The following is a 26,255-nucleotide window of genomic DNA, read 5'->3' as shown; positions in this document are numbered from 1 at the left end:
AGATTAAGGAGAGAGATTATTATTGAAGGATTCCGCGTGAATGGAAGCAAACCGTTATCTCTCCGTGTGAAAAATAAGAAGCAGATCAGTTCAGTTCACATCATAGTCAAACTCCAAAAGTCATAATTTTAAAATGTTAATAGGAATCAGCTTTTAGGAGGAATGTATATGGAGCATATTATCGTGGATACACACAATGGGGTTCGGACATTGACTTTAAATAGACCTGAGCGTCTCAATGCCGTCAATGATAAACTGAGTGAGGAGATCATCCAGGCCATTGCGGACGCATCGGTTGATGATGAAGTCCGTGTCGTTGTGATTACCGGAAGTGGAAGAGGTTTTTGTGCGGGCCTTGACCTGTCAGATTATGCGAAAAGAGATTCATCCACTTATTCCCGTCATAAAAAATTAGATGACTTGGGATGGGTTGGTCATCAAGCGTTAGGAATCGTTCATTGTGATAAACCAGTCATCGCCGCGATTAATGGGATAGCTGCTGGTGCAGGACTCGCTCTGGCCCTTGCTTGCGACTTGCGTTTTATGTCTGCTGATGCCAGGGTAACAGCAGGATACATTCGCCGTGGTCTTAGCCCTGATGCAGGAATGACCTACTTTTTACCGCGTTTGGTAGGAAGAACCAAAGCTGCGGAATTGATATATACAGGTCGGGACATTTATCCCGAAGAAGCCGAACGGATTGGTTTGGTTAACGGGATCTTCCCTGATGAAGAATTTCAAGATAGAGTTATGAATTTTGCCATGGAATTAGCGGAAGGACCAGCTGTTGCCATGACACTTTCCAAAAGATTGCTAGCCGCAAGCTCTGACACAGATCTTACCACAATTCTAAAACAGGAATACGCTTCTATTAAAGTCTGTTTTGGAACGAAAGACGTCCAGGAAGGCGTTAAAGCCTTTGCTGAGAAAAGGAAACCTGTGTTCCAGGGAGAGTAGTTATATTTCAAATAGCTGAGTAAAAAAATACACAGAGATTAGCAGGATGGCACCAGAAGAACAAATTATTATACCTCTTTCTGGTGCAGAGAAATAAATTATATCAACCGCAATTATAATCTAGTGGTAGTTCTTCAATGGAATTACCACTTATTTTTGTTGTATAGGGTTTAAGAATAAAAACATACTCCCGGATATATCAGCCAACTCCTGAATATATCAGTTAAGTTCTCAGATATATCGGCCAAGTTGATTTTACTTGTATGATCCGGGAGCATGATTTTCTTTGTTCAATATTCTTAGAGTTTATATTACCTAAATGTAGAGTGAAAAATTTTTTGAAATTTTTTACTAGTTACCCTTTGACATGCTCAAAAAAATATTGTACATTTACAAAGGTTAAACGAACATTTAGGTATATTTAAATATTAATATTCGTATTTAGAGGTGGATATAATGGATACAGTATTTGATTACGAAGATATTCAATTAATTCCGGCAAAATCTGTAGTGGATAGCCGTTCCGAGTGTGATACCACTGTTACTTTTGGCAGACGCACATTTAAGCTGCCTGTTGTACCTTCAAATATGCAAACGATTATCGATGAAAAGGTCTCCATTTATTTAGCGGAAAATGGGTACTTTTATATTATGCACCGTTTTGAACCAGAGAAACGGTTGACATTTGTTAAGGATATGAAATCGCGGGGATTGTATTCATCCATTAGCGTGGGTGTCAAGGAGGAAGAATACAGTTTTATCGAGCAATTGGCAGATGAACAGCTTACACCGGAATACATTACGATTGATATTGCACATGGGCATTCTAATGCGGTCATTAAGATGATTCAGCATATCAAGAAACACTTGCCGGACAGCTTTGTTATTGCCGGTAATGTAGGAACCCCAGAAGCGGTAAGGGAATTGGAGAATGCTGGTGCAGATGCCACTAAGGTAGGAATCGGACCAGGAAAGGTATGCATTACAAAAATTAAAACTGGTTTTGGTACGGGAGGATGGCAGTTGGCGGCACTTCGCTGGTGTGCAAAGGCAGCCAGCAAGCCAATCATTGCGGACGGAGGTATTCGTACACATGGCGATATCGCAAAATCCATTCGGTTTGGTGCATCCATGGTTATGATTGGCTCTTTATTCGCCGGGCATGAAGAATCACCAGGGAAAACGATTGAAAAAGACGGGATACTTTATAAGGAATATTTTGGTTCCGCTTCCGAATTCCAAAAAGGTGAGAGGAAAAATGTAGAGGGTAAGAAAATACTTGTGGAACACAAAGGCTCTTTACAAGATACCTTAACCGAAATGCAGCAGGATCTCCAATCCTCTATTTCCTATGCAGGAGGAAACAAAGTGGATGCAATCCGCAATGTGGATTATGTCATTGTTAAGAATTCAATCTTTAACGGAGACCGGGTATTTTAAAAGGCTAAAGATTTTTTTGTAGGACTGCATTCTTTTACCGTGTGTAATATTAGCTTATAAAAAAGAAACTGGAAAGAAAATTTAGTCTGCATCACCGGAAACCGAAGAAGCTGCTATTCAGAATTTCCGAATCTGGAATTAAACAATTGTTAGAATGGAGAGCTGTCTTTTGGCAGCTCTTCTGATATATAAAGTAGTGGAAGCATATTGATCTTTTTTAAAATGAATTACTCCGCTTTTTATTTTCAGCATAGTAAGTTGTTTTTTATTTGAATAACTTGCAGGATTATTCAGGAGTATTGGATTAGTAACACTTTAATACAAAAAAAGTGCGTAACGATAGGGAACTACATACAAATTAGTTTGGTAATTTAATCCGATTTTGTGGTATTATACTAAATGTAACCGCTTTCGTTTTATGTTTTAGTTAGGAGATGATGAAAGGTGACAACCCATACTACATTAAAGGAAGAAACTATTTTTCATCACATCGGTAATAAAATTCAAACAGTGGATAGAGAGATTCATATAATTGCGAAGATAGAGGAACCCTTAATAGCAATATTAGGAAATGTTTTGAGTGAGGAAGAATGCGAACAGCTGATTTTGATGGCAAAAGACAAAATGCGACGTTCAAAAGTTGGGGCAGAACGGGAAATGAATGCGATCAGAACAAGCAGCGGTATGTTTTTTGAGGATGGTGAAAATCAAACGGTTGCCAAAATTGAAAAAAGAATTTCTTCTATTATGAATATACCGATTGAACATGGGGATGGTATTCAAATTCTAAAATATGTTCCTGGTCAAGAGTATAAAGCACATTATGATTATTTTTCGCCCATCAGTAGAGCGAGTGAAAATAATAGAATTAGCACAATCGTTATCTACCTAAATGATGTGGAAGAAGGGGGAGAAACTTTTTTTCCTAAGCTGAATTTTTCAGTGTCACCTCAAAAGGGTATGGCCGTATATTTTGAATACTTCTATAACGAAAACTATTTAAACGAACTAACCTTGCACGGTGGAGCACCTGTTCTAAAGGGGGAAAAGTGGGTTGCAACACAATGGATGAGACGGCAAAGATTAAGGTAAAGCCAAGTAAATAATCAGGTAGGGCGCAGTTGATGTCAGGTTATTTATTAGTCTGGGATTTTCGTATTCTTCTAGTTATGTACTCTGATATAAAAAAGACAGCTAACCCCATAATAAGGATACTGAAAGAACTAAAAATACACTCCTTTTTATAAGTTTCGAACACGCCATTTATAAGAAGGATTATTCCCCAGAATAGGAAGGTTATCCAACAAGCGATGTCCACTGATTTTCTGTCTATATTTTCATCTTTTTTGAAGAACATCCAATCACCCCTATCGTAAATCCCATGATAACATATGTGGTCTCTAAGACTATAGTGTGAGGGTTTTATTGTTAATATTCTGTTAATTATTGGACTGTTTCCAGCGGAGGGAGTATAATTGAGGTAGTAAGGTAAGGATTTTGCTGCATATATTGATCATAACAAAAAGGAGTGATCGAAATGCCCCGCTTATCCGAGAATGTAAACGTATACAAATTTATCACACCTATGCTTATATCCGGTTTTTTCTTCTTCATAAGCTTTTATCTACGCATTTTAGACGTCTACTTTTATATCTTCACACTTCCATTCTATGCCCTATTCTTGATGATTTCTTTGTATCTTTTTTATCAAACAGACAAAAAAATGATACAACATGAAGATCATGTTACTGACAAAAGTTGGAACCGCTATTCCTTTTATCACAACTGTGTCGGCATATATTTTGTCTTATCCGTGGTTTTATTCTTCGTTTCAGTTATATATATTCCTTTCTACCATGATGGCGGACAAATTTTCATCTGGTACTGTGCCCCCATGAGTCTTCTCTGTCTAATCAGTTTAATTAATTCCAGAAAGCGGTTAAAAGAAAACAACAATGACACACCTGCAAAAACAGGATGAAGCCTTGTATTCAGTGCATGAATATCGACCGAAACAAAGACTATGATGTCCAAATCAGTCTTTGTTTCGGTACAGAGTCAATCATTGGTTTTTATTTTTGTAAAAGTAGTTCATCATTATAAACCCTCTTCGGTTTTAGAAATTTAAATCAATAACGATGCAATAAAGTAAATAAACTGTTTCCAGAATTAAATCAGATAATGAATCTACATGCGTTTTAGAAGTTTTTTCAAGATCCACTTACGCTTGCGTTTCTTAAGGCGTCTTAGCATTAAAAATCCCCCCTTTATGACTGTCTTTTATAGTTTATGAAGCTTGTACAAATTTGCGCAGGCTATAATAGCAATTTGTTAAGTAGTCTATTTTCAGGATTAGCTATACCTATGTATTACAAAATGCTTGTTACACTTATGAGACATATACTTTAGTAGGAAGATGGTTTTTTTCTACGATAACGGAAGGGGGGGAGGTAAGTTCTGAAGAGAAATAAAAAAAGGATGCAGTTTAAACAAATAGCTGCTCTATATTGCTTGATCCTAAAAGAGAAAAGTTTAGAAGGAAACAAGCACTTTTAAGAAGTGCTTGTTTTGTTCACATTTCATCCAGTGAAATGATTCTATGCTTTAATTCCGAGTTCGAATCTAAAAAACCTATTACAATTTGATTATCTTCTGTTAGTGTGATGTATCTGAAATGAACATTTCCGTGAAGCATTACATCGGTCTTTTGCGACGTTTTTTCCATTTTAGCGAAAACATCTTCTGTGTATTCGAGTTCAAAATAATCGTCTACTCCTTCCGTAGGGCTACCTACCCACGTATACAGAATATCTTTCAATGTAATTTGTTCAATCATCGATAAATGTTTCTTCAATTTTAACTGATCTACTGTTATTGTTTTCAACTTCTAATCACTCCTCAATAGCATCAATTGTAGACATCGCCCTTTACATCTCAATGTTAATCCCATAACAACCTTTTTACAATTTAGTTACTAGGATTGTTAGTTTGTCTTAGTTTTCGTTCGATCCTTGCCGTATGATTTGTGCATTTTATTGTTAAAAAAGAGGAAAGAGGCGTGGTTTCCTGTCTCTTTTTTTTCCCTTCTAATTGAAATTCTATTTTTCTTATCAACGAGACCAGTTACAACAACCTAAATCTATAACAAAACTATTATTCTACAGTGGAGGTTGAGTAATGGAACTTAGGCAATTATATTATTTTATAGAAGTTGCAGAACATGAACATTTCACAAAAGCCGCTGATAACCTTCACGTTGCTCAATCATCAATAAGTTTCCAGATTGCTAAGCTAAAAGATGAACTGGGAGTTACCTTATTTGAACGGGTTGGGAGAAACGTTAGGCTGACCGAGATTGGCGAGATTTTTCTAATGCAGAGCAAAGAAGCATTAAAAGCTCTTAATCATGCAAAAGAGAAAATCGTTGAATACCTGGACCCTGAAAATGGGACTGTTAAAGTTGGCTACCCAACAAGCTTGGGCAGCTATTTTGTTCCAATGATCATTTCCGCTTTTAAAAAGCAACATCCGGATATTTCTTTTTACTTAACACAAGGATCCTATTCTTTTTTAATCGATGCAGTTAAAAGCGGAGATATCAATTTAGCATTCCTCTGACCATTGCCCGAAAAGGCTGCCGATATGAAAACTGATATTTTATGTACCGAAAACATCTTAGCTTTGCTGCCTATTAAACACCCTTTAGCTCACAGGAAAAGTATATCTCTGGCTGAGTTGAAAAATGACGGGTTTGTCACTTTCCCAAGAGGATACATTCTTCACATGATTGTGGAAAATGCTTGCAAGAGGGTGGGTTTTCTTCCAAATATTACTTCGGAAGGGAGGATATGGACGCTATTAAAGGTCTTGTATCAGCAGGTATAGGGGTGAGTCTCTTGCCTGAAAGAGTATTTCCACATCTACTATTTTTACGAACTTTTTAATGTTGTAGATATACAAAACAACTCCTTTACCACCATCTTCAATTTTGTCTTCAATAATGTGATTAAACATCCAAGCCCAATCGAATGTCTTCCAAATATTGACTACTAACTTACTTGCCAAAACAACAGGAAATCACTTTACTCTAATATAGGTATATACTAAATTAAATTTGGTAGGTATTGTCATTAAGGCAGCCTTTTTTCTTTTACTAACGGGACAGGTAGTTTAGAAGAAAATACGTCAATCTACTTGTATAATGCTTAACAAAGGGGTAATTTGGATTGGAATACTTTCTATAGGCATATTAATACTGTTCTCCCCCTTTCATTGTATAACGACCCGTTTAAAGTAACAGGTCTGCAACGGGTAATAGACTTGTCCCTGGTGAGAAGGAATTTAAGATAGGAAAGACTTTTTGCTATTTAAGGGGCCTCCCGTATAATCAGAATAAGAAAACCGTACTAGAGAAGAGGGATATAAAGTGTTGTTTGTAATGGAAAATGATTGGTTGAAGGTAGAGATAGCAACCAACGGTGCAGAAGTACGTAAAGTGAAGCATAAGAAAAATGGGCTAGACTATATGTGGACAGGGGATAACGCATACTGGGGGCGCGTCTCTCCGGTCTTGTTTCCAATAGTTGGACGTTTAAAGGAAGATCGATATCAGCTTAATGGCCAGACCTACTCTCTTCCACAACATGGATTTTTGCGGGATGTTATGTTTGATCTGCACGAACAGACAACAACAAGCGTTTCTTTTGTAGTTGAGTCTGCAGGACGCTTCACCAATGTTTATCCTTTTGAATTTAAAGCCTTTATTCATTATATGATTAAAGAGGACTCGCTTATTGTTCGGTGGGAAATAGTGAATGAAAGCAAGGAAGAGATGTATTTTTCCATTGGTGCGCATCCTGCATTTAAGGTTCCGCTTTTAGGAAATGAAACAATTGAGGACTACAGCTTACACTTTACTCCTGCTGGAAATAAAAATGTGATGGAATATGAGCTAAAGGATTCTCTTATTCATGAGAAAGGAATGGCTAATGATATTTCAACGATTCAGCTCTCTGATTCTCTATTTGTAAATGATGCTCTTGTTTACAGTAATATTGATTCCATTACACTGGTATCCAATAAATCGAGTCATGGTGTAGAAGTAATGTTTGAAGAATTTCCGTTTGTGGGGATTTGGTCAAAATATATGGATGCCAATGGTACAATGGCGCCGTTTGTTTGCATTGAGCCGTGGTACGGCATCGCGGATACATATCATACATCCGGGGGATTTAAGGATAAATTCGGAATTAATAAGCTTGAGATAGGAGAAACATTCCAAGCCGAGTATAAAATAAATTTTAAATAATAGTTTTTAGCGGCAATTTTGTTTACTGAACAACGGGCAGGTAAGCTGAATAAGCAAAAAAATAATAAAGGGACAATACCTGTTTTTTTTAAGGTAGTGTCCCTTTTCCTTTGGAGGATTTACTTGGAGTTCGGCTGTATACGCTTGTTTGGATTCGAGTATTCAGCAAGATCATCATACTAGGTTCTGCATTTAGACCTAAACCAATAAATGAAAAAGCACAAAGCTAAAAATTAAACCATAAACAAGCCGGTGGCAATTTAATCGTTATAAAACTGTAATGTTCCTGTGAAGTTAGCGTCATGCTCGTTCATATATAATAGGTTTAACAAAATGCATCAGGGGGTAAATTACTTTGTTGAAGAAAGCAATTGCAGCATTGTCTCTTGCAGTCATGTTCGGTAGTGTTTCACCAATGATGGGTGAGGCGGCAACATACCACACCAAAGCCATTTCAGTAGCCAAAACCAATCTGGGTGTACCTTATAAATGGGGCGGCACTACACCAAACGGATTCGATTGCTCAGGATTAATTCAATATTCTTTCGGGAAAGCAGGAAAGTCATTGCCACGAACATCGGCAGATATGTACAAGAAGGGTACACGGATCATGCATTATACCTCTCTTAAACCAGGAGACCTAGTCTTCTTTGCTCCAAACAGAGCATCAAGACCTACTCATGCTTCCATTTATATGGGCAGCAACAAAATGATCCATTCCTCATCTTCAAAAGGCGTCTCCACAACGAGTATCTATAATACATATTGGAAACCGCAATTTATAGGTGCAAAACGAATATAATCTTTTAAAAGACCTAGAATCTAGGTCTTTTTTAACGGATAAATGTATCAAGCTGATTACCCCATCTCATTATTAAAAGAACCTGCTTCTGTGGCATTAAAGAAATTAAACTTAAAAACCAGATACTGTTTCTTAACAATATACTGCCAACGACGACTATCCCAAGGATTATTGGTTCCTTGGGGTTTTTTTATATAAAAGACATATCCCAAAAACAATTGTTGAATTTAAAACGAAAACTTTCTTTGAAAATGCTTGAAAACTTTGAAGGTATTATATAAAATAGAAAACATTGCATTATAGGCCCTATTGCTTATGATCAAATACCTACAATAATGATAAAGGCAAACTTATCGAAAGGTGAGGACGCAAAGCCTTGGGTCTAACGCTCTGAAGGACAGAGTTATGATTGCCAGGTTGCCGAATAGTCCGGATTTATAGGATGGCTATTCCATTTTTTGGAGCAGCCATTTTTGTTTGCCGAGATAAAAGGAGGAAACTGAACCCATAAACCCGGCTTATTTTAAAGCATTAATAGAAGAATAATAGAAAAAGGAATAGCAGGAATGGGCAATGATTTTGTCTTTTACTGCTAATATGGCAGGTAGATAAATATGAAAAATAAAAGGATATCGTTTAAAACAAAGTTATTGATTTACTCTTTGCTGCTTTCGCTGATACCAATGCTGTTTATTGGGTTCTTCCTTAATAAAAGTGTCACCGAAACTACGGAGAAGGAATATATAAAATCTAGTGAAAGAGAAATCAACCAGGTAGATAATGCCATTTCTATGTACTTTGAATCAATAAGAGAAAACGCTATGCTAATGGCAACGAACCCAGATGTAATAAGTGCTGACAACAGTGTTACCTCATATAAAAATGTAACGGGCGGGGAGACGATTCAAATGACTCCTTCCCGGAATGGGAAGAAGGAAAAAGAGATTTTTGATGTGTTTTCCCACTTTGGAAAAACACATCCTAATGCAGCATATGTCTATATGGGAACATCTGATGGCGGGTATATCCAATACCCCGAAGGACCTACAACTCCTGGTTTTGACCCGAGAGAGCGGCCTTGGTATACCACAGCAATGGAGGAACCCGGGAAGGTGACGGTTACAAGCGCTTATGCAGCGACGGGGCAAGAGGGCATCATTGTCAGTAACGTGGTTACCATTGAGCAGGATGGAAAGCAAAAAGGCGTGTTAGGGTTGGATGTAAGTCTTGACGGCTTAACCAGCATTATCAAGGATATTAAAATCGGAAAAAATGGATACGTAATACTGACACAGAGTGATGGCACTATTCTTGCGAATCCTCATAACCCCAAGTTGAATTTTAAGCCAATCACTGAACTCAATGTTCCTGAACTAAAGAATTTAAACAAAGATGAGTCGTTCGATGCGAAAATTGACGGCAAAGATTATGTATTGAATACAGTGTCGTCAGATAATGAAGGCTGGAAGTATATTGCGGTCATCGAGAAAAGTGAACTGGCTGCAACGGCCGATAATATTCGTGGCGGTCTTCTTGTATTAGGTGCCATTGTGGCAGTATGTGCTGTTTTGGCTTCAATATTTATGAGTTTACGGATCACACGCAATATTAAAAAAATAAGTGATTTATCATTGGCAATGTCACAAGGTGATTTGACACAACGGGTTACCATGACAGCAAAAGATGAAATCGGTGAAATGGGCCAGAATTACAATGCTATGGCAAACAGCTTAAAAGAGGTTATGACAAAAATTTCTGGCAGTTCTCAGCAGCTGTCGGCTACATCCGAGGAACTTGCTGCTGGTTCAGTAGAAAATCAAAAAGCATCGAATCAAATATCTGAATCCATTCAAAGCGTCGCTGCAGGAACGGATGAACAGAATAATGCCATGGAGGATGCTGTACAGATCATAAATGAAGTATCCAAGCATGTCGAAGATGTTGGCGAAAGCATGAAGAATGTGAGCAACTCCATCAATCTTTCTACAGAATCGGCCCAACAAGGCAGCAATGTTGTAGATCAGACAGTAAAGCAAATGAGCGAGATAGATGAAAATGTATCGTCCTCTGCTAAAAAAATCGGTGAATTAAGTGAGAAATCAAATGAAATTAGCCAAATCAGTTTAATGATACAATCCATATCGGAACAAACAAACCTATTAGCATTAAATGCGGCTATTGAAGCCGCGAGAGCAGGGGAACATGGTAAGGGCTTTGCAGTTGTAGCCGATGAAGTGCGGAAGCTAGCGGAGCAATCCAGCAAATCCGCTTCGCAAATCAATGACATCATTATTGATATTAAAGATGGAATCAATGATTCTATGAACCTCGTAGGAAAAGGGTCGAGCTCTGCCAAGGAAGGACTTATGCTGGTTAATGAAAGTGGAAAGGCCTTTGACGACATTAAAAATTCCGTTTTAGCTGTTTCGGGCAATATATCTGAAGTAGGAGCAGCAATGGATAAGATGAAGAACCGTATCTCTGAAGTTGTTAAACATATCGAAAATGTTTCTGCAACATCCTTAGATGTAAATGTGCACTCACAAAATGTTGCTGCTGCCTCCCAGCAAATGACTGCCTCAATGGAAGATGTTTCTTACGTAGCGCAGGAGCTGGCAAAAATGGCGGCAGAACTGGAGCAGACTATCTCCCAATTTAAGCTGTAATAAAAAGAAGAATTCTATCAGCATACAAAGTGTTAGACGTTTCTGATTTTCTAATACAACATACATCACGCTTTTCTTCAGGAATGATTTGGTCAGGAGGTATTGAGGATCCAGACTGCTAACTGGACGTACTTGTTGAAGATATAAAAGAAGTGAATGGAATGATATCTCAAAATGCAGCTTACCTTTCAGAAGTGGTAAAAACGGATCGAGGATTCATCACGTTACTCAACCTGGAAGAGTTGATCACTAACTTGGAAGAAATAGATACATTGCAGGAACAAATCGCGCAAATAACAGGATAGAGCCTTTTATTTCGTCTTGATAAGAATATTTTATTTGACCTTTGGACAATCAGCGGAAATGACTTTTTCTTCAATATAACAGATTTAACCAAAAATGGAAACCTGTGTCGAAAAACTATTTGGTTTTCCTCTCAGACTGTCGACAAACCCTATTCCCAATCTTGAGTGGGAGTAGGGTTTGTTACATTTTCCTCAATATTGACTTTACACATGGTTTCATCCGGGATCATTTTCTATTTACATTCAAAGGAATTGAATAGAAACTTAGCCTTCATTTACTTTCTTTATCCCCGCAGGGTTACCCGCCTGATGCTATGCTTTTCTTTTGCATCGTGCCTCGGCAAAAACATTTAATAACTACTTTCCACCTTACATAGATTCATTTGTTTTGTGATGTGACTTGAATGGTCAGCCTCTTTTATGTAGTTTTCCTATATTTTCAATGAATGATTTTCGTGTAATTTTGGCTTTTTAGTATATTCATTCAAGAGAGGCTACCGTTTACACAGTTCTGGGTTTGAGTTACTGCTTGGGCATACTCTAACGTTAATATATGAAAAAAAACTAGGTCATATGGAATATTATTACGAGGGAGGATTTACCAATGTTTTATCGAATTGGTAGTTTGTAAGTTGGAACAGAAATCAAATCCAAAAGAGGGAGAGTGAATGAGGGAATGAAAAGGATGTTTTCTAGTAGATGCTTATCGCTTCTCCTTGCTCTACTTGTGGCACTCAGCGTCTTCTTGCCGATGAAAGCAGAAGCAGGCGGAACTTATTATAAAGATTTGCCTGTCTCTATATCTAAAGAGATTAATAAAATGACAGAGCTTGGATACTTAAATGGTTATAAAGATAAATCTTTTAAACCTTATCGGCCAATAACGCGTGCAGAAGTAGCGGCAAGCCTTGTAAAAGCATTAAAGCTTCCAAAGCCCAAATCATTAACAGGATTTAAAGATGTAACGAGTAAAAACCCCAATGCCAGTGCTATATATGCATTAAAAGAACAGGGACTATTTAGCGGGGAAAATGGCAGATTTTATTCGGGAAAGAGTTTCACCAGAGAGCAAGCAGCTTCCATATTGGCTCGTGGTTTTAAATTAAAGGACAATGGTATCCAAGCTGTTTATCAGGATGAAGCAGTGATATCAAAAACTTTTCTAGCCGACACGAAAGCGATGAAGCAACATTTCATTGTTACAGAAAGCAACTTTAAACCTAATGGATTTGTGACCCGAGCACAATGGGCTGTTTGGTTATATCGTGCGTTAGAAATAGATTTTAAGAAGGATGGTCAAATACCGCTTGATCACTTTTTTAAGCAGCCAGAGAAAGACCAGTTTTCAGTTTCTCCGAATGGCGAGTACATTGCTTTTGTCCAACCGTGGGAAAACCGCTTGAATATTTTTGTACAGAAATCAGGGGAAAAGGAAGCCAAACGAATCACCAGCGAAAAAGACCGGGATATTATGTACTTTACCTGGAAGAATAACGATAAGATAGTCTATGTAAAGGATAACGGTGGGGATGAGAATTTTCATATTTTCATAGCCAATCGTGATGGCAGCGGAGCAAAAGACATGACGCCGTTTCCAAATACACTAGCATGGCCATTAGACGAGCTTGAAAGCCAGCCTGACGAAATTCTTATTCAAATGAATCAACGTAATCCAGCATTTTTTGATGTATACAAACTAAACATCCGGACAGGTGAATTAAAAATGGCAGCGGAAAATCCAGGGAATATTACCGGGTGGCTAACCGACCATAAGGGGGATGTACGTGTTGCCGTTGTTTCAAATGGAGTAAACAACCAGATTCTTTATCGGGAAACAATTGAAAAACCGTTCCAACCAGTAATGTCCACTAAATTTGGTGATTCCTTCACGCCGGTTATGTTTACGTATGATAATAAGAAATTATATGTAATTTCCAATGTAGGGAGAGACAAAGCAGCATTAGAACTCTTTGACCCTACCATGAAAAAAGTGACGGAGACTATTTATGAGAATGATCAAGTAGATGTTTTAAGCTTTATTCCTGATGAAGAAAAAGGAATCGCAGCTGTTTTATACGAAACTGACAAAGTACAATTCCATTACATGGATCAAGAATATGAGGAACTTCATAAAAAGCTAATGAACAAGTTGCCCGGTAAACAAGTGTCTTTTGGCAAAGTCAACAAGGAAAGCACGAAGCTAATGGTTCGTACCTGGAATGATAAATCGCTCGGAACTTACTATTTTTATGATCCAAAAGAAGATAGGTTAGAAAAAATTGCTGATGTAACTCCTTGGCTGAACGAAAGTAAGCTTGCGGACGTAGAGGCAATCTCATACAAATCCCGTGATGGTTTAACGTTACACGGCTACTTGACATTGCCAAAAGGTGTACCGGCAAAAAATCTCCCTGTCATCATTAACCCTCACGGCGGGCCATGGGCACGGGATTCTTGGGGCTTTAATCCGGAATTGCAATTTCTGGCCAATCTCGGTTATGCGGTGTTGCAAGTGAACTTCCGCGGCTCCACAGGATACGGCAAAGCTTTCATGGATGCAGGCAATAAGCAATGGGGAAAAGCCATGCAAAATGATTTAACAGATGGGGTTCAATGGCTGATTAAAGAAGGAATAGCGGATCAGAAGAAGGTCGCTATATATGGCGGTTCGTATGGAGGATATGCAACACTTGCCGGCCTTGCCTTCACGCCGGATTTATACGCAGCAGGAATAGACTATGTGGGTCCTTCCAATTTATTTACTCTATTAAACTCATTGCCTCCTTATTGGGAATCGGAGCGCCGTATGTTTCATGAAAGAATGGGCGACCCAGTCAAGGACAAGGACTTATTAGAAGAAATCTCACCATTGTTCCATGTTGATAAAATTAAAGCACCTTTATTTGTCGTCCAAGGGGCTAACGATCCACGTGTCAAAAAAGCAGAATCAGATCAAATTGTTTCAGCCCTCCGGGAGCGTGGTGTCGATGTTCCATATATGGTAAAAGACAATGAAGGCCATGGGTTCTACAATGTAGAGAATCAATTAGATTTTTATAAAGGAATGGAAAAGTTCCTTCACTACTCACTAAAAAGGTAGATTCGGTGTTTAAAAAAACAAAAGGTGTCCTAGCAGTATGCTGTGGGCATCTTTTTTGTTTCAAATATATAATAATTTTGAATACGTTGATATGAGACAACGATGCTGTAAAGCGTAAGTGGTTACTGTCTGGTTTTCGGAGTTCATCTTCCCTGTCCGAGATGAAGGACATTTTACTTGCCTGATCCTTCAATTTTGTCCTTCATACCCCCGATGAAAATCAATCGAGGTCGTGTTAAAGTTTATCTTACTACTGATAATAAAAACTGGATATTCTTTAATAAAATTTTAGCAACAGAAAAAGTTTAAAACAAATGATAGGCGGGTATAAAAGTTAAGTTATTGTTAGATATTATTATCAATTATTAAAGGACGTGTCTTTTCCGTTGTCTCAATAAGGAATGTTAATTATACTAGTTATTAACTTAATATTAATTTTATTTTTGTGGGGAGTAAGGTTTGGATATGAATACAGAAATGAATATAGGCGGATTGGATTTTAAGTGGGACTTGGAACACGGAAGATTTTTGTTCGAGGGTCAGGATGCGGTGTTATTTTGGATTTCGAGTGCGATGAAAACGTTTTTTGACACAATTGAAGAGATTTCAGGTGAAGAGGCTTCCCGGCTCGTTTTTGAGACTACTGGCTTTCGGCAAGGGCTGGTAGTAGGGGAATATTTTGAAAAGATGAAGAACGTAGATGTAGATGAAGCAGCTAAAATGATAACAAATACGTATGCATCTGCAGGGTGGGGAAGAACAGAGATCAAACATCTGGATTTCACCTCTAAAACACTTGTTGCCCATATTAAAGACAGCTGGGAACACAAAATTAACATAGCACAGGGAAAAAAAGAAGGTGGTTTATATTTAGCAGCCCATTATGCTGGAATATTTACTGGATTATTTGGAACGCAAATCTGGTATAACATTGTTCAGCATCAATTGGAAGGACACGAATACAGCATCGTTGAATATTTTCCTTCCAACATTACCGTATCCAATAATATTCATGAATTATCCCGTAAGAAAGAATCAGAGCAAATTCAGCGGCTTGAAAGTATGGTTAATGATAAAACGAAGGAACTAAAAGAGCTGGTCCAACAGTTATCATCCCCAATTATCCCGGTATTAGAAGGGATTGTAGTAGTGCCGCTCATTGGGAAATATGATGAAGAACGTTCAGAAGACCTTATTGTTAACACGTTAAATAATCTTCCTAAGTATACGGCAAATTTCCTCCTCCTTGATTTAACTGGTCTTGACAGGGATATTACCCATTATACAGTCAGCTTTCTAGAGAAAATTGGGGCTGCTGCCTCCTTGATTGGTATAAAAACAATACTAGTTGGTATTTCTCCGGAATTAGGAATGATCATTACACAATCAGGTGCCAATCTTTCTAGATTTGATTGTTTTCAGACGCTGCAGCATGGAATTCATCACGCTTTAGCTGAAAAAGGAAAGACAATTGTGTAGATTAAGACTAATGAGTGCCATAATCGAAAACAATTACTAACCACCAAAAGGTGGTTTTTTCTATTATAAAGGCAGTGCTTCACGCCATAACATATGATGAAGCAATAAGGTGAATGGAAGATAGAAAGCCGAAAAGCATTAAAATTAGTTTCCTTTATTTAATATAGCATTCATCATCAGCGAAATGGAAGTCACGATGAATGATATGATAGCGAAAGGAAATTAAATTCCAAATATGGAAACATATGATACACTTAGGTTATCTAAGTTCACAATACGATAAATATTTTTCATTCAACTAAGGTTATAGGGAAATTGTTGTAGGGGGGAGCCAATGAAGAAAAGTTATGTCCCTATTTTACTCTCATTGCTCTTAATCTTTATAGGAGTAAGTTACTTTATCCTACGGTTAAACAATGTTAGTGATGTTTTAGTGGTTTTATTAACCTTGAGCTTAATAATTCTACCTCCAATAAGCATCTATTTATTATTGATACGTTCAAGTTCAATGCCGAAAATATTAGTATATCTTTCGTTTATAGCGTGTTTGGGAGTATCCTATTTAATAATCCCTTCATCACAAAAATATTTCTATAATCCAATCTTAGTTTGGTTTATACCTTTCTTGGAAGTTACTATCGTAATTTCAATGGTATATAGTTTTATAAAAAGCATAATTCTCTATAAAGAAGGTAAAGGAAATGACTTTCTTGAAATAACGAGAATGTCACTTGAGCCCAAATTGGGTAATGGATTTGTTTTAGGAGCGATTTTAACAGAACTAGGTGTGTTCTATTACTCCCTAATAGGATGGTTTATAAAACCAGCCGGGACTGAAAATGAAAAAGTATATTCCTATCATAAAACGTCCCAAATAAAGACTATTGTCATCCTATTTTCAATCCTAATTACATTTGAAGGAGTATTATTCCATTTTCTTATTCAATTATGGAGTGAGGTTTTCGCGTGGATTTTCACGATACTAAATATGTATGCTTTGCTTTATATGATAGGGCTGTATAATTCCGTAAGGTTTTTGCCTCATATTGTCTCTTTTAATAAGCTCATCATTCGATTTGGATATCAAAGCAGCATTGAATCGGATATAAGGAATATAGAGAGTATTAAAAGAGCTAATGAAAAAGATGAATTTTTTGAAAAACAACCTAAAGAAACGTATTATGCAATGTTAAATATAGACTCTCCACAGTATGAAATATTTTTAAAAGAACCTGCTTTAATGAAAAGTGCATATGGAAGAAAAAAATATGTTAAGTCTGTAATATTTAGGGCTGACAATCCTACAAAATTAATTGAGGACATAAGCTCAAATTCCAAGTCTTTAAGTAATGGCTTAACAAACAATAGTATAGCTAACATTGTAAAATAAACTTCCATATTATTGGAGGTTTATTTAATAATCAAAAAACAATATTAAACTGTAACAGAGCCTTTTTTTAAAAAAAAGCCTAACAATAGGCGGCGTACGTACCACAAATGGGCTTGACCAATTATTAGGCTTTTTCTATATAGTTATTACTTAGTAGATGAAAGAGAAGCCTAATATAATCACTAACAGAACGAAAATTACAAGAACGAATGCAGCTTCACGTCCACGTCCGTATTCTCCCATAGTAGTCACTCCTTTTCCCTTTTCTCAATCTATAATATGTACAAGCTCTCAAAGTGACACCCTTTTTTAAAAGCATTTATTGAATTGATGAAAAGACACATTTTTCATTAGGACAAACTCTATACCCTGTCCGATCAATTGGTTTGTACATAGTATGAAAATTGTAAGGTACTTTTCCACTAACACACAAAGGAGGAAAATATATGGGTGAGTACGCTGGCGGTTGCTACGGCGGTCAATTTGCTTTTATCCTTGTAATCTTCGTATTACTGGTGATTATCGGCTGCACAGTTTGCGGCGGTTATTAATCATCATGTAAAGCCTGTTAATGGGTTGTACCTGTTATCGGGCTTTTTTATTTCAGAATGATATCTTGGACCGTTTAATTCAGTAGCTTTTTCTATTTGGCTCTGTTAAAACAACCATTTTTAATTTTCTTATTCGGCTAACGGATGCTTGGATTTAAAGTCGGGGGTGTGGCATCAATCCCTTATTAAATTGTATGAGGGCAGGTTGTCTATAGGCAAATTGATCATCGATGCAGAATGTTGAACATATTATGTATCGTACATCTAGTTAAGTCAACGGGGGTGTCTTCATTAATGGGTGCATTTGATAAACTTGAGATTGAATTACAGGAGTTAAACAGAATTTTGGATATCCTCCATTCCTTAGTTACGCAAGGAAGAATAACTCATGATGAGTATGCAAAATTGGCAGCGTATCCATATCGTAAAAAACAGGAAATAAAGAGCAGGCTCGACATGTTAATGATCGTACGTAATAGGTCGTTATAAAAAAATCAGGATTTGAACTAATGGTTAAAAAGGATATTAGACAAATAAAAGGAATAATATAGAAAAAGAGAGTTTTATAGAAGGGATGCGCAAAATGTTTATATCCGTTACAAGAATGCGTTTAAAAGGGAAGAGAAAGTTACCTATATTTATTTGGCATACGATGAAATCAATCAGTCAATCAAGGAGAGCAGAAGGTCTCTTGTATTCTTCGTTTCATAAGGAAGGATGGGATACTTACTTGACACTAACTATTTGGGAAAACCAAAATAATATAAATGAATATAGAAACGAAGGCAGTCATTTCAAAGCAATGAAAATATCGAGAAAGATTGCAGACAAATTAGAGCTAATCCATTGGGAAGGAGATCATCAGCCTACTTGGGAGGAGTGTAAGGAGCGATTGAATAAAAAGTTTGGAAGATAAAGGAATTGCTGTTCTTCCATTGATTGGCGACATTGAAACTCAAAGAGTTGAACATATTCTCAATAAGGTAATACCTGAAATTCCTCGATTAATTGTTAAATATCTGATAATAGTTTTCAGGAATCCTTACTGTTGATACATACGTTGCAAGTCAGTATTTAAAATAAATGCTGTTTTTCGCTTGTTGACAATAAAAATGGTCTTTACCGGCATTCGCCCTGATTCAGCAACAAATTCTATGCGTGCAGGTATAACTTTTCATCAGTGAAGACATATGCATCAGTTTTACAAGCCGTACAGCCATAAAAAAAACAAAATACTTTATCTTATATGTATTCTTTAAGGAATTAGTGAAAAAGTACCCATCAAGTGAATGAGTGCTGGCTCCCAACCGTAATTTTTCTTTGGTCGGTGTTTAATCTAAAGGTGTAAGCTCGGAAAGTTCTACTAGCTTTATTTGATCATCTTTTATAATTTCACAATAGCCGCTATCGTAAATCCAATGAATGACGTAAATTTCCGAATCAAATAAGACTTTACTTCCTTTTAGCGATTCAAACGCCTCCTTATTGGTTGGGAACCAAAATTAAAATAACAGTGTAATCGATTTCAAGTCAAAGAAAATATAAGAGAATTTACCTATTTTTTTATCTAATGACAGGAATTTACTTGCGGTTTAGTCCTTTTTTATTATTTAAGGAAAACAGGGAATAAAGTTGGCCTTTAAACATAACGTTCTTCAGGCCATGTATTATGTGAGGGTTTATTTATTTGAAATTTTAAGATTTGGTAAAATTTCTATTTGTCTTTCTTTCTCTTTTTTTTATAACGTTGAAAGATCAATATTGAGAAGAAGAGCCAAAAACCGCTAATAAAATAACCAGCTATAATATCACTGGGATAATGTACACCAAGATAGACCCGGCTTATTCCAATTGTGGAAATCATTAAGCTACTAATAATTATGACTATCACACGACCCAATCTGGTGGAAATATGCCGCCAAACCAAATACATTATAGAACCATACAGAGCGAATGCCATGGTTGCATGTCCGCTAGGGAAACTATAATTGCTTGCCTCAGCTAAACGATGCAAATCCGGACGCGCCCGATGAAAAAACAATTTTAATGTGACAAACAGTATATTTGCACCAGTTATAACAGCAATAAATAAAATGAGCTCTGAACGATGCTTTAAAACTGTATAGAGTAAAACTAAGACAAGAACGGAGAGCACCAAAACTGGAATCATTCCACCAATAAAGGAGAAGAATTTCATAATGGTGGTCAGGATTGGTGTTTCAAACCCTTGTACAAAGCCTATGATGGTACTGTCAAACTTAACAATCGTTTGTTTGCTAACTAATACCGCCATTACACCAAAACCGAAAAGAAATAGTAAACAGAGAACGAACGCTTTACTCAGCTGTATCTTTAAGCCCATTATGATAAACACCTCGGATTTACAGATTATATGTAACAGAAGTTCATTAATAAAAAATTGGTACTGCCAGCGAGAACTTCAAAATTAACGAGATTCCTCCTTCCCCCTATACCCCAGATACCGAACCATTAGTGAGCTATTCCTTTGGCTCTAAATGTCGCCCTGAAAAAATTTTAGCACGCTTTCCAAAGCTAAAAGAAAAATTGGAATTAATGGGGCCTATCTTATATGTACCATATCTGTTAGAAAAATGACAAAACTTACGCCACATTCTTTTAAGTTCGATTGTAAGCGATATGGGTTATCTTCACATAATCGCAAATTTTATAGTACTAATCATTTTATTGGTTATATATATCTACAAGAAGTACATAATTGCCGCGCTTCGCTCCAAAAAATGAAAAAATAGAATACGCAGTTTAGGAGGCACCGAGCCCCCTTGATATGAGGGGCATTTCTTATGAAGAGAAGAACAGTAATGATGGGTGAAGTCTTGCGGATTTTACGTAACAAGCATCTATAGGTTGAATAGTGAAAAAGGTAATAACACTGCTAGGCTTTCATAGATAAAAACTGATAAAAAGACCCATTTCAAATAGGACAAACTGTCTATGATGTCCGTTTCAATGGGTTCCGCATACAATGAAGAGAAACCACCACATATCCTTATTCATTGTAAGCCTTCTTTCACTAATCAAAAAAGGGAGGGGATTTCATGAGCGGTTACGCTGGCGGCTACGGCGGGAGCTTTGCTTTTATCATTGTAATTTTCGTGTTGCTGGTTATTGTTGGATGCGCTTGTTTTGGCGGCTATTAATAAATAAAAAAGCTTAATACGGATTTACTCCGTACTAGGCTTTTTTATTTGAAAGCTCCCATGACGATATAGAGAGCAGTTTTTAGTCTCAAATTTTGTACAACAAATTTTATTCCATATTCTTCAGTGTTAAGCTGATGCAAGTCCCGCCCTTTAAGAGGTTCCTGTTCCCCGATGCATCAGTGGATACAGTATGTGGTAAAGAGGAGAAATGATGCCGGATTGGCGGACGCATGGGATATGGCAAAACACGAGTAGGGTCCGGATTTTACCTCTCATAGTTTTAAAGGACTGGAAGCGGAAGGCCAGAGCAAGATCGACTGGGTGTTATACCGAAATCCAAAAGTAAAAATTGAAAATGATGAACGGTTCCTGACAGAATTCGTTACATATAGCAAAGACGGGATGTATCCATCTGACATTTCCCTGTCGTGTTCACAACCTCGGGACGTCCGGATATCACAGCCGGCAAAAAAACAAATTTCCATACGGGTATACGATGACCATGGGGGCGGCGGCCTCCATGGAGGACCGCTTGGAATCCTACCTTTAAAAATGCAATAATGATTTGAAACAAATATCGTAATAAGATGTTAAAAAACTTCTCGGCTCTGTCTAACCCGTTCGGTTATGATAAAAGTACAATGAGCAAAGAAATGAACATATCAGCTAACACTTCCTCAGTAGTGAATAAGTACCCTGTTAAATTAACGGAGGATCACTCAATCTCTTTCTCTTGCTCTCTGTGTATCTCTTATATTTTTTTGCACCGTTATGGCTGCAAATAAACTAAGAACAAATGCCATAGCATAAAATCCCTTTTCGCTTAAATCAATACTTCCTGCATTGTATAAACCAATCACCATTAATGAAATAGATACAATAATTGCAAACCAACTGATACCATAATAAATATTTGTAACTGGTATTCCCTCATCTTTATCTCTTACTGCTTTTTGTAAAGATACAGCTGAATACAGTCCGAACACTAGAACTGCAAAGTAATATCCTTTTTCGTTCAGTTGCATCGCTGCATTATATAAGCCTATGAGATAAGCTGTGATACCTACTAATAGAGCTGCCCAAGAAGCACCTTTGAAAGCTGGAGTCGGTTCACCCTCTTTCCTTTCTACTTTCATTTTTGATTCATTTTGTTTTCCTTTATCCAGTAAAACCTCATGATCGTTAGACATTGAATATTTCGCCTCCATCTTTTATCTAATATGGATGGAACACCACGGATGTACAGCAGTGCTCCTACCTAAATCAATTATATAGAAATATTTTACAAATTATAGATAAATTTTTTTATTTTCCAATTATGATGTATGAACGTAAGAATTGTTAAACTGAGGGAGTTGAACAAAAGTAGTGAAGCAATCTTGTCATATGTTCGTGAATCTCTAACTGACTATTGAAGAGAGTGAAAAAATGTACTTTAGTGACTATTTTCGGTACTTACATGGAATAAACAAGAACATACCTTTTCTACACTAGAAAAAGCGAATGGATTAATTGGCGGAAAATGGCTTTATATCCGATAGTAATAATAATGAATGCTAATAAAATACATACATATAATATGCAAAAAAGCCATTTCATTGGCGTCGGGGGTAAAGAAAATGGAATTTTCTTTAAGCAGCTTTGATGGAGCTTTTCCAGTAGAAATCACTTTAGATGAGGACAATGGTCGCTATATGATTCGAAAAAGCGATACGAGCGGGGAAGTATTTAATAGTCCAGCGGAACTGATTCAATGGGTAAGGACGAATTTTACCGAAGAACAGTTTTGTAATCCTGCTGAATTCCGGGGGATGATTGCTCAACTATCCGAGTATTTATTAGATTCTAGTTCGTACCAATAATATTGTTTTACCTGTAAACAGTTATGTGATTTCTTGTGCCGGAGTGATGGTTGGCACAAAGCCAAGAGCAAATTCATTGGAAAGGTTTTGCAAGCCTTCCTTTACAAGCCGTTCCATTTCTTCGGAAGGGTACACCTTCCCTGTACAAGTCTCCTTGTTTTTGTTGGCGGAACATCGGTATACTCCATACGGTTTGTTTTTTGAGCCGGTACGGTCATAACTCATCCCGGATCCACATTTTCCGCACTTTAGCAACAAAATGACTACTTTTTTTGTTTAATGCAAAGGTCAAGGATAATAAGAACATTTGTCCTCGGTCAACCCTCCATTTTAATTAAAGATGGACAAATGATGATGAAAGAAATAAAAAAGGCTCGATTGACTACTGACGAACTGGAGATTGCACTTCGCAAACAAAAAGTAGGGAATATTCAAGATGTAGCGGAATGTTTTTTAGAGTCCAGTGGGAAATTCTCTGTTACTTTAAAACCAAATAAATCAGCAGCTGTAACAAAGAGGATATTCAAAAACTAGTGGATTTGTTGGCCCAAAATGGTGTCATTTCTCCAGTCAATATTATGGCAGGGGCGCAAACTTCACCACACTTTTTGGAGGCTTATACCGAAGCGGAGAATACGCAATACAAAGATTTTTAAAAAAAAGCCAAACGGTAAAAAAATTAACACTATTATACAGTCTTGAATATCGTGCAGATTGGTTTAATCCATTCTTTCACCTATGTTACACTTAACCTTCGGAAGGGGGTTTTAGTTATACAAAAATTACAATTTGAAGAGTCTTGGGATAAAGCCTTAGCTGCTCAGGACCGACAAAAAATAGAAAGAATCTTCAGTGAAACAAAATATCTAAATATTTCCAACATTCTATGCTCTCCTATTCGAGAAGCAATCAACCATAAAGAGGCACTACTAGTGTCTGTATTGGTCCATAACTTTACCGACCATACGCTTACTTTTAATAATGCCAGATTACTTTACAGCATTCAGGGAGAGGTCATTGCAGATAAGGCATTCAATCTACCTGCACTTACTATCTCATCTCAAGTGAGTATGCCCTGGACGTTTATATTTCCAAAGGATAGTTATATACCACAGTCTTCTTTTGAGAATGGGCGATTAGAAATACTTTAGATCCACTTTGCAATTTTTTTTACATTGGCTGTTTTCTCAAAAGGGTAGAGAGTTATCAAGATGGTGTTAAGCTAATCGAGGTGTTGATCCAAGAAGGGGTAACCCCTCTTTTTTAGTTTATTTTGGACTAACAGGGCAGGTTAGTTCAACAAGAGTAGGGACAACAAGGCCTGGCGTTTTTAGGGAGATTGTTGTGCTCTTTGCACATTGTTCCATGAGTGATTTTTATTATTAACCAATGCCTATGTGAAAAACTAAAGTTTCTTCTTCGATGAATACCTGTCATAGAATCCCAATTGGATAGCCAGCTAGTGATTCTGGATTTCAATGAACCGTGTTCTTCTGGAATAGATCGGAGATTAAATATAGATTGACGAACATGATTATCAATGATTGAAACAGCACGGGAAGCAGTCTCAGTGTCGCCTTGCTTAAGTTTAATATATAGGAAGAAAAGGGATTGTGCAATTCCGTCATGAAGTTCCCGAGCAAGTCTTTCCCTCTCTTCATAGACAGCCCGTTTCGCCTGTTCTTGAACCAGCAGTTCATTCGAAGATTTAATAATCCGAAACACCCAAAAAAAACAAAAGAGAGAATAAACGTAAGAATCGTTATATATACATTTCCTGTTTCCATCGAAAATGGTCCGAGAAGGAAGTCATGGAGTATATACTCACATCCTCCGATTAATAAAGTTGGTAAAATAACAGTAAGTATATGCAAAACACGGTAATACATTTAGGACCTCTCCTTATTACTTTCTTAATCTTTTAAATATAATAACCCTAATCGTATGTGTACTGATAGCTAGTTCGGGCTATTTACACGTTGGAGGATTTAGATTTATTGTGACATAAAATATTTTAGGTTTCACCCGTAGTCAAGTGGTTCAAACTAATCAACAAAGCTGCTTAAACGGACAAACATAATGGAGTTGATATAATGAGTAAAGCTAAGGGCAAAGGCGGAACAGGAAGAGGAACTGGAAAGAAGGGCTGGAATCGTTGGCAAGCAAGTAAAAATAAGGCAAAGAGTGCCAAGCCCTATAAAAGCAAAGGTATTAAACATAGTGATAGTACAAACAACCCTCAACAATAAAGTGGGGATTTAAAGACTTTTGGATAAAAGCCATCTCGTTACTTAGCTTATGGGTGCATTGATCCAGCAGGGATTAATGCTTTTTTTCAATTTCTTTTTGAACAAACGGGGCAGATTAGCATTCCTGTAGATCGTTAAATATCGGTTTGAAAAAAATAGAGCCCCTCAGTAAGATACGAGTATAGAGTCCAATCTAACTCAAAGTCTTAAGGAGGAAGCCCTACTATGAATTTTAAAATGCAAGACAAACAAAATCAACTAATCGAAAGAACTTCTGATACACATCTAATTGTAGGTGTGGATATAGCCCAACAATTACACGTTGCTCGAGCTGTTAACTTCCGTGGAACATTATTGCGTACCAAGGGATAAAAAAAGCCGCTTTAAGAAGCGACTTATATTTTTATTTTTTCGAATCTTTTGTAACAGGGTCTATTGGCGGTGGCGGTGAAATACGTTCTAAAGCATCCGCAATCCTTCCTAATTGCTTAATCATTTCTTCGGATTGTTGGTCGTTCATATCGATTCACTTCCTCCCCAAGTCGTTTAGACTTAAGTAAATATAATCTTATAATTGTTTCTAGTATCTACTTTCCACTAAAAAAATCTGATTACAGTGCTATGACAGGAATGGGGTAGCTTTTTTATTAGCTTTTTTCATAACTACCTTTCACCAATCTAATCATATCACGCCCTGATATTTTTTCTGTTTCATGATAACCCTCTTCATCACGCAAACTCAAGTACCAGCTGCTATCGTTATCTTCATTTAACCTATATAACTTATTGGTAAAAACATTTGTATAAAAATCTCCATTTCTTAGCCTCATACTATCCCCCTCTCGAATGTATATAAACCGTATTATGCCCAAGATACTGACCTGGAGCCATTAGACTTTTTCCTTATTCAGCTAACGGGTGCGATTCTTCAATAATGAGGGATCGCCTTTCTATATTCAAGTAA

At 37.0% G+C, this 26,255-nt stretch carries 26 protein-coding genes, 3 pseudogenes and 1 riboswitch; of the genes and pseudogenes, 22 read left to right on the top strand and 7 right to left on the bottom strand.

Going from position 1 to position 26,255, the window contains the following annotated elements; all coding sequences use genetic code 11:
• The first annotated feature begins 168 nt into the window (after positions 1–168).
• The 3 genes from CUU64_RS16910 to CUU64_RS16900 all read left to right on the top strand — a co-directional run bounded on the left by CUU64_RS16910 (position 169) and on the right by CUU64_RS16900 (position 3,489).
• Complete coding sequence (locus tag CUU64_RS16910) at positions 169–957, top strand: enoyl-CoA hydratase/isomerase family protein (protein WP_257985564.1); 789 nt, start codon at positions 169–171, stop codon at positions 955–957.
• 456 nt (positions 958–1,413) lie between these two features.
• Positions 1,414–2,397: a GMP reductase gene (guaC, locus tag CUU64_RS16905; protein WP_101634800.1), complete on the top strand. Its 984-nt coding sequence runs from the start codon at positions 1,414–1,416 to the stop codon at positions 2,395–2,397.
• Positions 2,398–2,841: 444 nt separating this feature from the next.
• On the top strand, positions 2,842–3,489 hold the full coding sequence (locus tag CUU64_RS16900; protein ID WP_101634799.1) for a 2OG-Fe(II) oxygenase: 648 nt from the start codon (positions 2,842–2,844) through the stop codon (positions 3,487–3,489).
• A 1,480-nt stretch (positions 3,490–4,969) separates the two neighbouring features.
• On the opposite strand, the gene CUU64_RS16885 is transcribed toward CUU64_RS16900, so the two are convergent.
• The gene (locus CUU64_RS16885) at positions 4,970–5,281 is read right to left on the bottom strand and encodes a hypothetical protein (protein ID WP_101634795.1); all 312 of its coding nucleotides are present in this window, start codon (positions 5,279–5,281) and stop codon (positions 4,970–4,972) included.
• Between the two features lie 293 nt (positions 5,282–5,574).
• Between CUU64_RS16885 and gltC the strand changes: the two are divergent.
• The 9 genes and pseudogenes from gltC to CUU64_RS16850 all read left to right on the top strand — a co-directional run.
• Positions 5,575–6,302, top strand: a pseudogene (gltC, locus tag CUU64_RS16880) (glutamate biosynthesis transcriptional regulator GltC); the annotation flags it as partial.
• Between the two features lie 521 nt (positions 6,303–6,823).
• A complete protein-coding gene (locus CUU64_RS16875) occupies positions 6,824–7,705 on the top strand; it encodes an aldose 1-epimerase family protein (protein WP_257985563.1) in 882 nt (293 codons plus the stop codon).
• A gap of 355 nt (positions 7,706–8,060) precedes the next feature.
• The gene (locus CUU64_RS16870; RefSeq protein WP_257985562.1) at positions 8,061–8,507 is read left to right on the top strand and encodes a C40 family peptidase; all 447 of its coding nucleotides are present in this window, start codon (positions 8,061–8,063) and stop codon (positions 8,505–8,507) included.
• A 333-nt stretch (positions 8,508–8,840) separates the two neighbouring features.
• Positions 8,841–8,932, top strand: a riboswitch (cyclic di-GMP riboswitch).
• Positions 8,933–9,121: 189 nt separating this feature from the next.
• Positions 9,122–10,234: pseudogene (locus CUU64_RS23200) on the top strand (cache domain-containing protein); the annotation flags it as partial.
• Positions 10,226–11,173 (top strand): methyl-accepting chemotaxis protein, encoded by a 948-nt coding sequence (locus tag CUU64_RS23195; protein WP_374702732.1) that lies wholly within the window; start codon positions 10,226–10,228, stop codon positions 11,171–11,173. The pseudogene CUU64_RS23200 and the gene CUU64_RS23195, both read left to right, overlap by 9 nt.
• A gap of 161 nt (positions 11,174–11,334) precedes the next feature.
• Positions 11,335–11,478 (top strand): hypothetical protein, encoded by a 144-nt coding sequence (locus CUU64_RS22150; RefSeq protein ID WP_180954650.1) that lies wholly within the window; start codon positions 11,335–11,337, stop codon positions 11,476–11,478.
• Positions 11,479–12,154: 676 nt separating this feature from the next.
• Positions 12,155–14,578: a S9 family peptidase gene (locus CUU64_RS16860; RefSeq protein WP_257985561.1), complete on the top strand. Its 2,424-nt coding sequence runs from the start codon at positions 12,155–12,157 to the stop codon at positions 14,576–14,578.
• A 465-nt stretch (positions 14,579–15,043) separates the two neighbouring features.
• The gene (locus tag CUU64_RS16855) at positions 15,044–16,057 is read left to right on the top strand and encodes an STAS domain-containing protein (protein WP_101634862.1); all 1,014 of its coding nucleotides are present in this window, start codon (positions 15,044–15,046) and stop codon (positions 16,055–16,057) included.
• 334 nt (positions 16,058–16,391) lie between these two features.
• Positions 16,392–17,447, top strand: a complete 1,056-nt coding sequence (locus CUU64_RS16850; RefSeq protein ID WP_180954649.1) for a hypothetical protein — start codon at positions 16,392–16,394, stop codon at positions 17,445–17,447.
• A 150-nt stretch (positions 17,448–17,597) separates the two neighbouring features.
• Here the strand turns inward: CUU64_RS16850 and CUU64_RS16845 are convergent, their stop codons facing one another.
• Positions 17,598–17,690 (bottom strand): sporulation protein YjcZ, encoded by a 93-nt coding sequence (locus CUU64_RS16845; RefSeq protein ID WP_101634793.1) that lies wholly within the window; start codon positions 17,688–17,690, stop codon positions 17,598–17,600.
• Positions 17,691–17,893: 203 nt separating this feature from the next.
• Between CUU64_RS16845 and CUU64_RS16840 the strand changes: the two genes are divergently transcribed.
• The 3 genes from CUU64_RS16840 to CUU64_RS16830 all read left to right on the top strand — a co-directional run bounded on the left by CUU64_RS16840 (position 17,894) and on the right by CUU64_RS16830 (position 18,914).
• Positions 17,894–17,998 carry a YjcZ family sporulation protein gene (locus tag CUU64_RS16840; protein ID WP_101634792.1) on the top strand — a complete coding sequence of 35 codons (105 nt, stop codon included), beginning with the start codon at positions 17,894–17,896 and terminating at the stop codon, positions 17,996–17,998.
• 294 nt (positions 17,999–18,292) lie between these two features.
• A complete protein-coding gene (locus CUU64_RS16835) occupies positions 18,293–18,487 on the top strand; it encodes a hypothetical protein (RefSeq protein ID WP_101634791.1) in 195 nt (64 codons plus the stop codon).
• A 94-nt stretch (positions 18,488–18,581) separates the two neighbouring features.
• On the top strand, positions 18,582–18,914 hold the full coding sequence (locus tag CUU64_RS16830) for a DUF3291 domain-containing protein (RefSeq protein WP_101634790.1): 333 nt from the start codon (positions 18,582–18,584) through the stop codon (positions 18,912–18,914).
• A gap of 798 nt (positions 18,915–19,712) precedes the next feature.
• Here the strand turns inward: CUU64_RS16830 and CUU64_RS16825 are convergent.
• Positions 19,713–20,360: a phosphatase PAP2 family protein gene (locus tag CUU64_RS16825; protein WP_101634789.1), complete on the bottom strand. Its 648-nt coding sequence runs from the start codon at positions 20,358–20,360 to the stop codon at positions 19,713–19,715.
• A 715-nt stretch (positions 20,361–21,075) separates the two neighbouring features.
• On the opposite strand from CUU64_RS16825, the gene CUU64_RS16820 reads away from it, so the two are divergent.
• Positions 21,076–21,177, top strand: a complete 102-nt coding sequence (locus CUU64_RS16820) for a YjcZ family sporulation protein (protein WP_101634788.1) — start codon at positions 21,076–21,078, stop codon at positions 21,175–21,177.
• Positions 21,178–21,501: 324 nt separating this feature from the next.
• On the top strand, positions 21,502–21,741 hold the full coding sequence (locus tag CUU64_RS16815) for a hypothetical protein (protein WP_101634787.1): 240 nt from the start codon (positions 21,502–21,504) through the stop codon (positions 21,739–21,741).
• 158 nt (positions 21,742–21,899) lie between these two features.
• Here CUU64_RS16815 and yiaA read toward each other — a convergent pair whose 3' ends face one another.
• Complete coding sequence (gene yiaA / locus CUU64_RS16810; RefSeq protein WP_101634786.1) at positions 21,900–22,370, bottom strand: inner membrane protein YiaA; 471 nt, start codon at positions 22,368–22,370, stop codon at positions 21,900–21,902.
• 429 nt (positions 22,371–22,799) lie between these two features.
• Between yiaA and CUU64_RS16805 the strand changes: the two genes are divergently transcribed.
• On the top strand, positions 22,800–23,042 hold the full coding sequence (locus tag CUU64_RS16805; protein WP_101634785.1) for a hypothetical protein: 243 nt from the start codon (positions 22,800–22,802) through the stop codon (positions 23,040–23,042).
• 21 nt (positions 23,043–23,063) lie between these two features.
• On the opposite strand, the gene CUU64_RS16800 is transcribed toward CUU64_RS16805, so the two are convergent.
• Positions 23,064–23,297, bottom strand: coding sequence for a recombinase zinc ribbon domain-containing protein (locus CUU64_RS16800; protein WP_257985560.1), 234 nt, complete (start codon positions 23,295–23,297; stop codon positions 23,064–23,066).
• 24 nt (positions 23,298–23,321) lie between these two features.
• Between CUU64_RS16800 and CUU64_RS16795 the strand changes: the two genes are divergently transcribed.
• Together CUU64_RS16795 and CUU64_RS16790 are read left to right on the top strand one after the other, a co-directional pair.
• Positions 23,322–23,576, top strand: a complete 255-nt coding sequence (locus tag CUU64_RS16795) for a YetF domain-containing protein (RefSeq protein WP_101634783.1) — start codon at positions 23,322–23,324, stop codon at positions 23,574–23,576.
• Between the two features lie 173 nt (positions 23,577–23,749).
• Entirely contained in the window at positions 23,750–24,193 is a 444-nt protein-coding gene (locus CUU64_RS16790) for an SLAP domain-containing protein (RefSeq protein WP_257985559.1), read from the top strand.
• 145 nt (positions 24,194–24,338) lie between these two features.
• On the opposite strand, the gene CUU64_RS16785 is transcribed toward CUU64_RS16790, so the two are convergent.
• Positions 24,339–24,767: a histidine kinase gene (locus tag CUU64_RS16785; protein WP_257985558.1), complete on the bottom strand. Its 429-nt coding sequence runs from the start codon at positions 24,765–24,767 to the stop codon at positions 24,339–24,341.
• 368 nt (positions 24,768–25,135) lie between these two features.
• Here CUU64_RS16785 and CUU64_RS16780 point away from each other — a divergent pair, with 368 nt between their 5' ends.
• Together CUU64_RS16780 and CUU64_RS16775 are read left to right on the top strand one after the other, a co-directional pair.
• Complete coding sequence (locus tag CUU64_RS16780; RefSeq protein ID WP_101634782.1) at positions 25,136–25,291, top strand: DUF3934 family protein; 156 nt, start codon at positions 25,136–25,138, stop codon at positions 25,289–25,291.
• 225 nt (positions 25,292–25,516) lie between these two features.
• Positions 25,517–25,648: pseudogene (locus CUU64_RS16775) on the top strand (IS110 family RNA-guided transposase); the annotation flags it as partial.
• Between the two features lie 290 nt (positions 25,649–25,938).
• Here the strand turns inward: CUU64_RS16775 and CUU64_RS16770 are convergent.
• Entirely contained in the window at positions 25,939–26,121 is a 183-nt protein-coding gene (locus CUU64_RS16770; protein WP_101634781.1) for a hypothetical protein, read from the bottom strand.
• Positions 26,122–26,255 lie beyond the last annotated feature (134 nt).

The sequence above is a fragment of the Bacillus sp. V5-8f genome (genome assembly GCF_002863565.1).
GTDB lineage: Bacteria > Bacillota > Bacilli > Bacillales > DSM-1321 > Peribacillus.
Note: the sequence above shows the minus strand (reverse complement) of the source record. Positions and strands in the feature narration are given on the sequence as shown.

Excerpts from the sequence above, each read along its gene's own strand:
- CUU64_RS16845 (WP_101634793.1), bottom strand. The coding sequence starts at position 17,690 with ATGGGAGAATACGGACGTGGACGTGAAGCTGCATTCGTTCTTGTAATT.
- CUU64_RS16910 (WP_257985564.1), top strand. The coding sequence starts at position 169 with ATGGAGCATATTATCGTGGATACACACAATGGGGTTCGGACATTGACT.
- CUU64_RS16820 (WP_101634788.1), top strand. The coding sequence starts at position 21,076 with ATGAGCGGTTACGCTGGCGGCTACGGCGGGAGCTTTGCTTTTATCATT.
- CUU64_RS16770 (WP_101634781.1), bottom strand. The coding sequence starts at position 26,121 with ATGAGGCTAAGAAATGGAGATTTTTATACAAATGTTTTTACCAATAAG.
- guaC (WP_101634800.1), top strand. The coding sequence starts at position 1,414 with ATGGATACAGTATTTGATTACGAAGATATTCAATTAATTCCGGCAAAA.
- yiaA (WP_101634786.1), bottom strand. The coding sequence starts at position 22,370 with ATGTCTAACGATCATGAGGTTTTACTGGATAAAGGAAAACAAAATGAA.
- CUU64_RS16850 (WP_180954649.1), top strand. The coding sequence starts at position 16,392 with ATGAAGAAAAGTTATGTCCCTATTTTACTCTCATTGCTCTTAATCTTT.
- CUU64_RS23195 (WP_374702732.1), top strand. The coding sequence starts at position 10,226 with ATGGCAAACAGCTTAAAAGAGGTTATGACAAAAATTTCTGGCAGTTCT.
- CUU64_RS16780 (WP_101634782.1), top strand. The coding sequence starts at position 25,136 with ATGAGTAAAGCTAAGGGCAAAGGCGGAACAGGAAGAGGAACTGGAAAG.
- CUU64_RS16830 (WP_101634790.1), top strand. The coding sequence starts at position 18,582 with ATGTTTATATCCGTTACAAGAATGCGTTTAAAAGGGAAGAGAAAGTTA.
- CUU64_RS16795 (WP_101634783.1), top strand. The coding sequence starts at position 23,322 with ATGCAAAGGTCAAGGATAATAAGAACATTTGTCCTCGGTCAACCCTCC.
- CUU64_RS16835 (WP_101634791.1), top strand. The coding sequence starts at position 18,293 with ATGGGTGCATTTGATAAACTTGAGATTGAATTACAGGAGTTAAACAGA.
- CUU64_RS16825 (WP_101634789.1), bottom strand. The coding sequence starts at position 20,360 with ATGGGCTTAAAGATACAGCTGAGTAAAGCGTTCGTTCTCTGTTTACTA.
- CUU64_RS16860 (WP_257985561.1), top strand. The coding sequence starts at position 12,155 with ATGAAAAGGATGTTTTCTAGTAGATGCTTATCGCTTCTCCTTGCTCTA.
- CUU64_RS22150 (WP_180954650.1), top strand. The coding sequence starts at position 11,335 with ATGATATCTCAAAATGCAGCTTACCTTTCAGAAGTGGTAAAAACGGAT.
- CUU64_RS16855 (WP_101634862.1), top strand. The coding sequence starts at position 15,044 with ATGAATACAGAAATGAATATAGGCGGATTGGATTTTAAGTGGGACTTG.
- CUU64_RS16805 (WP_101634785.1), top strand. The coding sequence starts at position 22,800 with ATGGAATTTTCTTTAAGCAGCTTTGATGGAGCTTTTCCAGTAGAAATC.
- CUU64_RS16840 (WP_101634792.1), top strand. The coding sequence starts at position 17,894 with ATGGGTGAGTACGCTGGCGGTTGCTACGGCGGTCAATTTGCTTTTATC.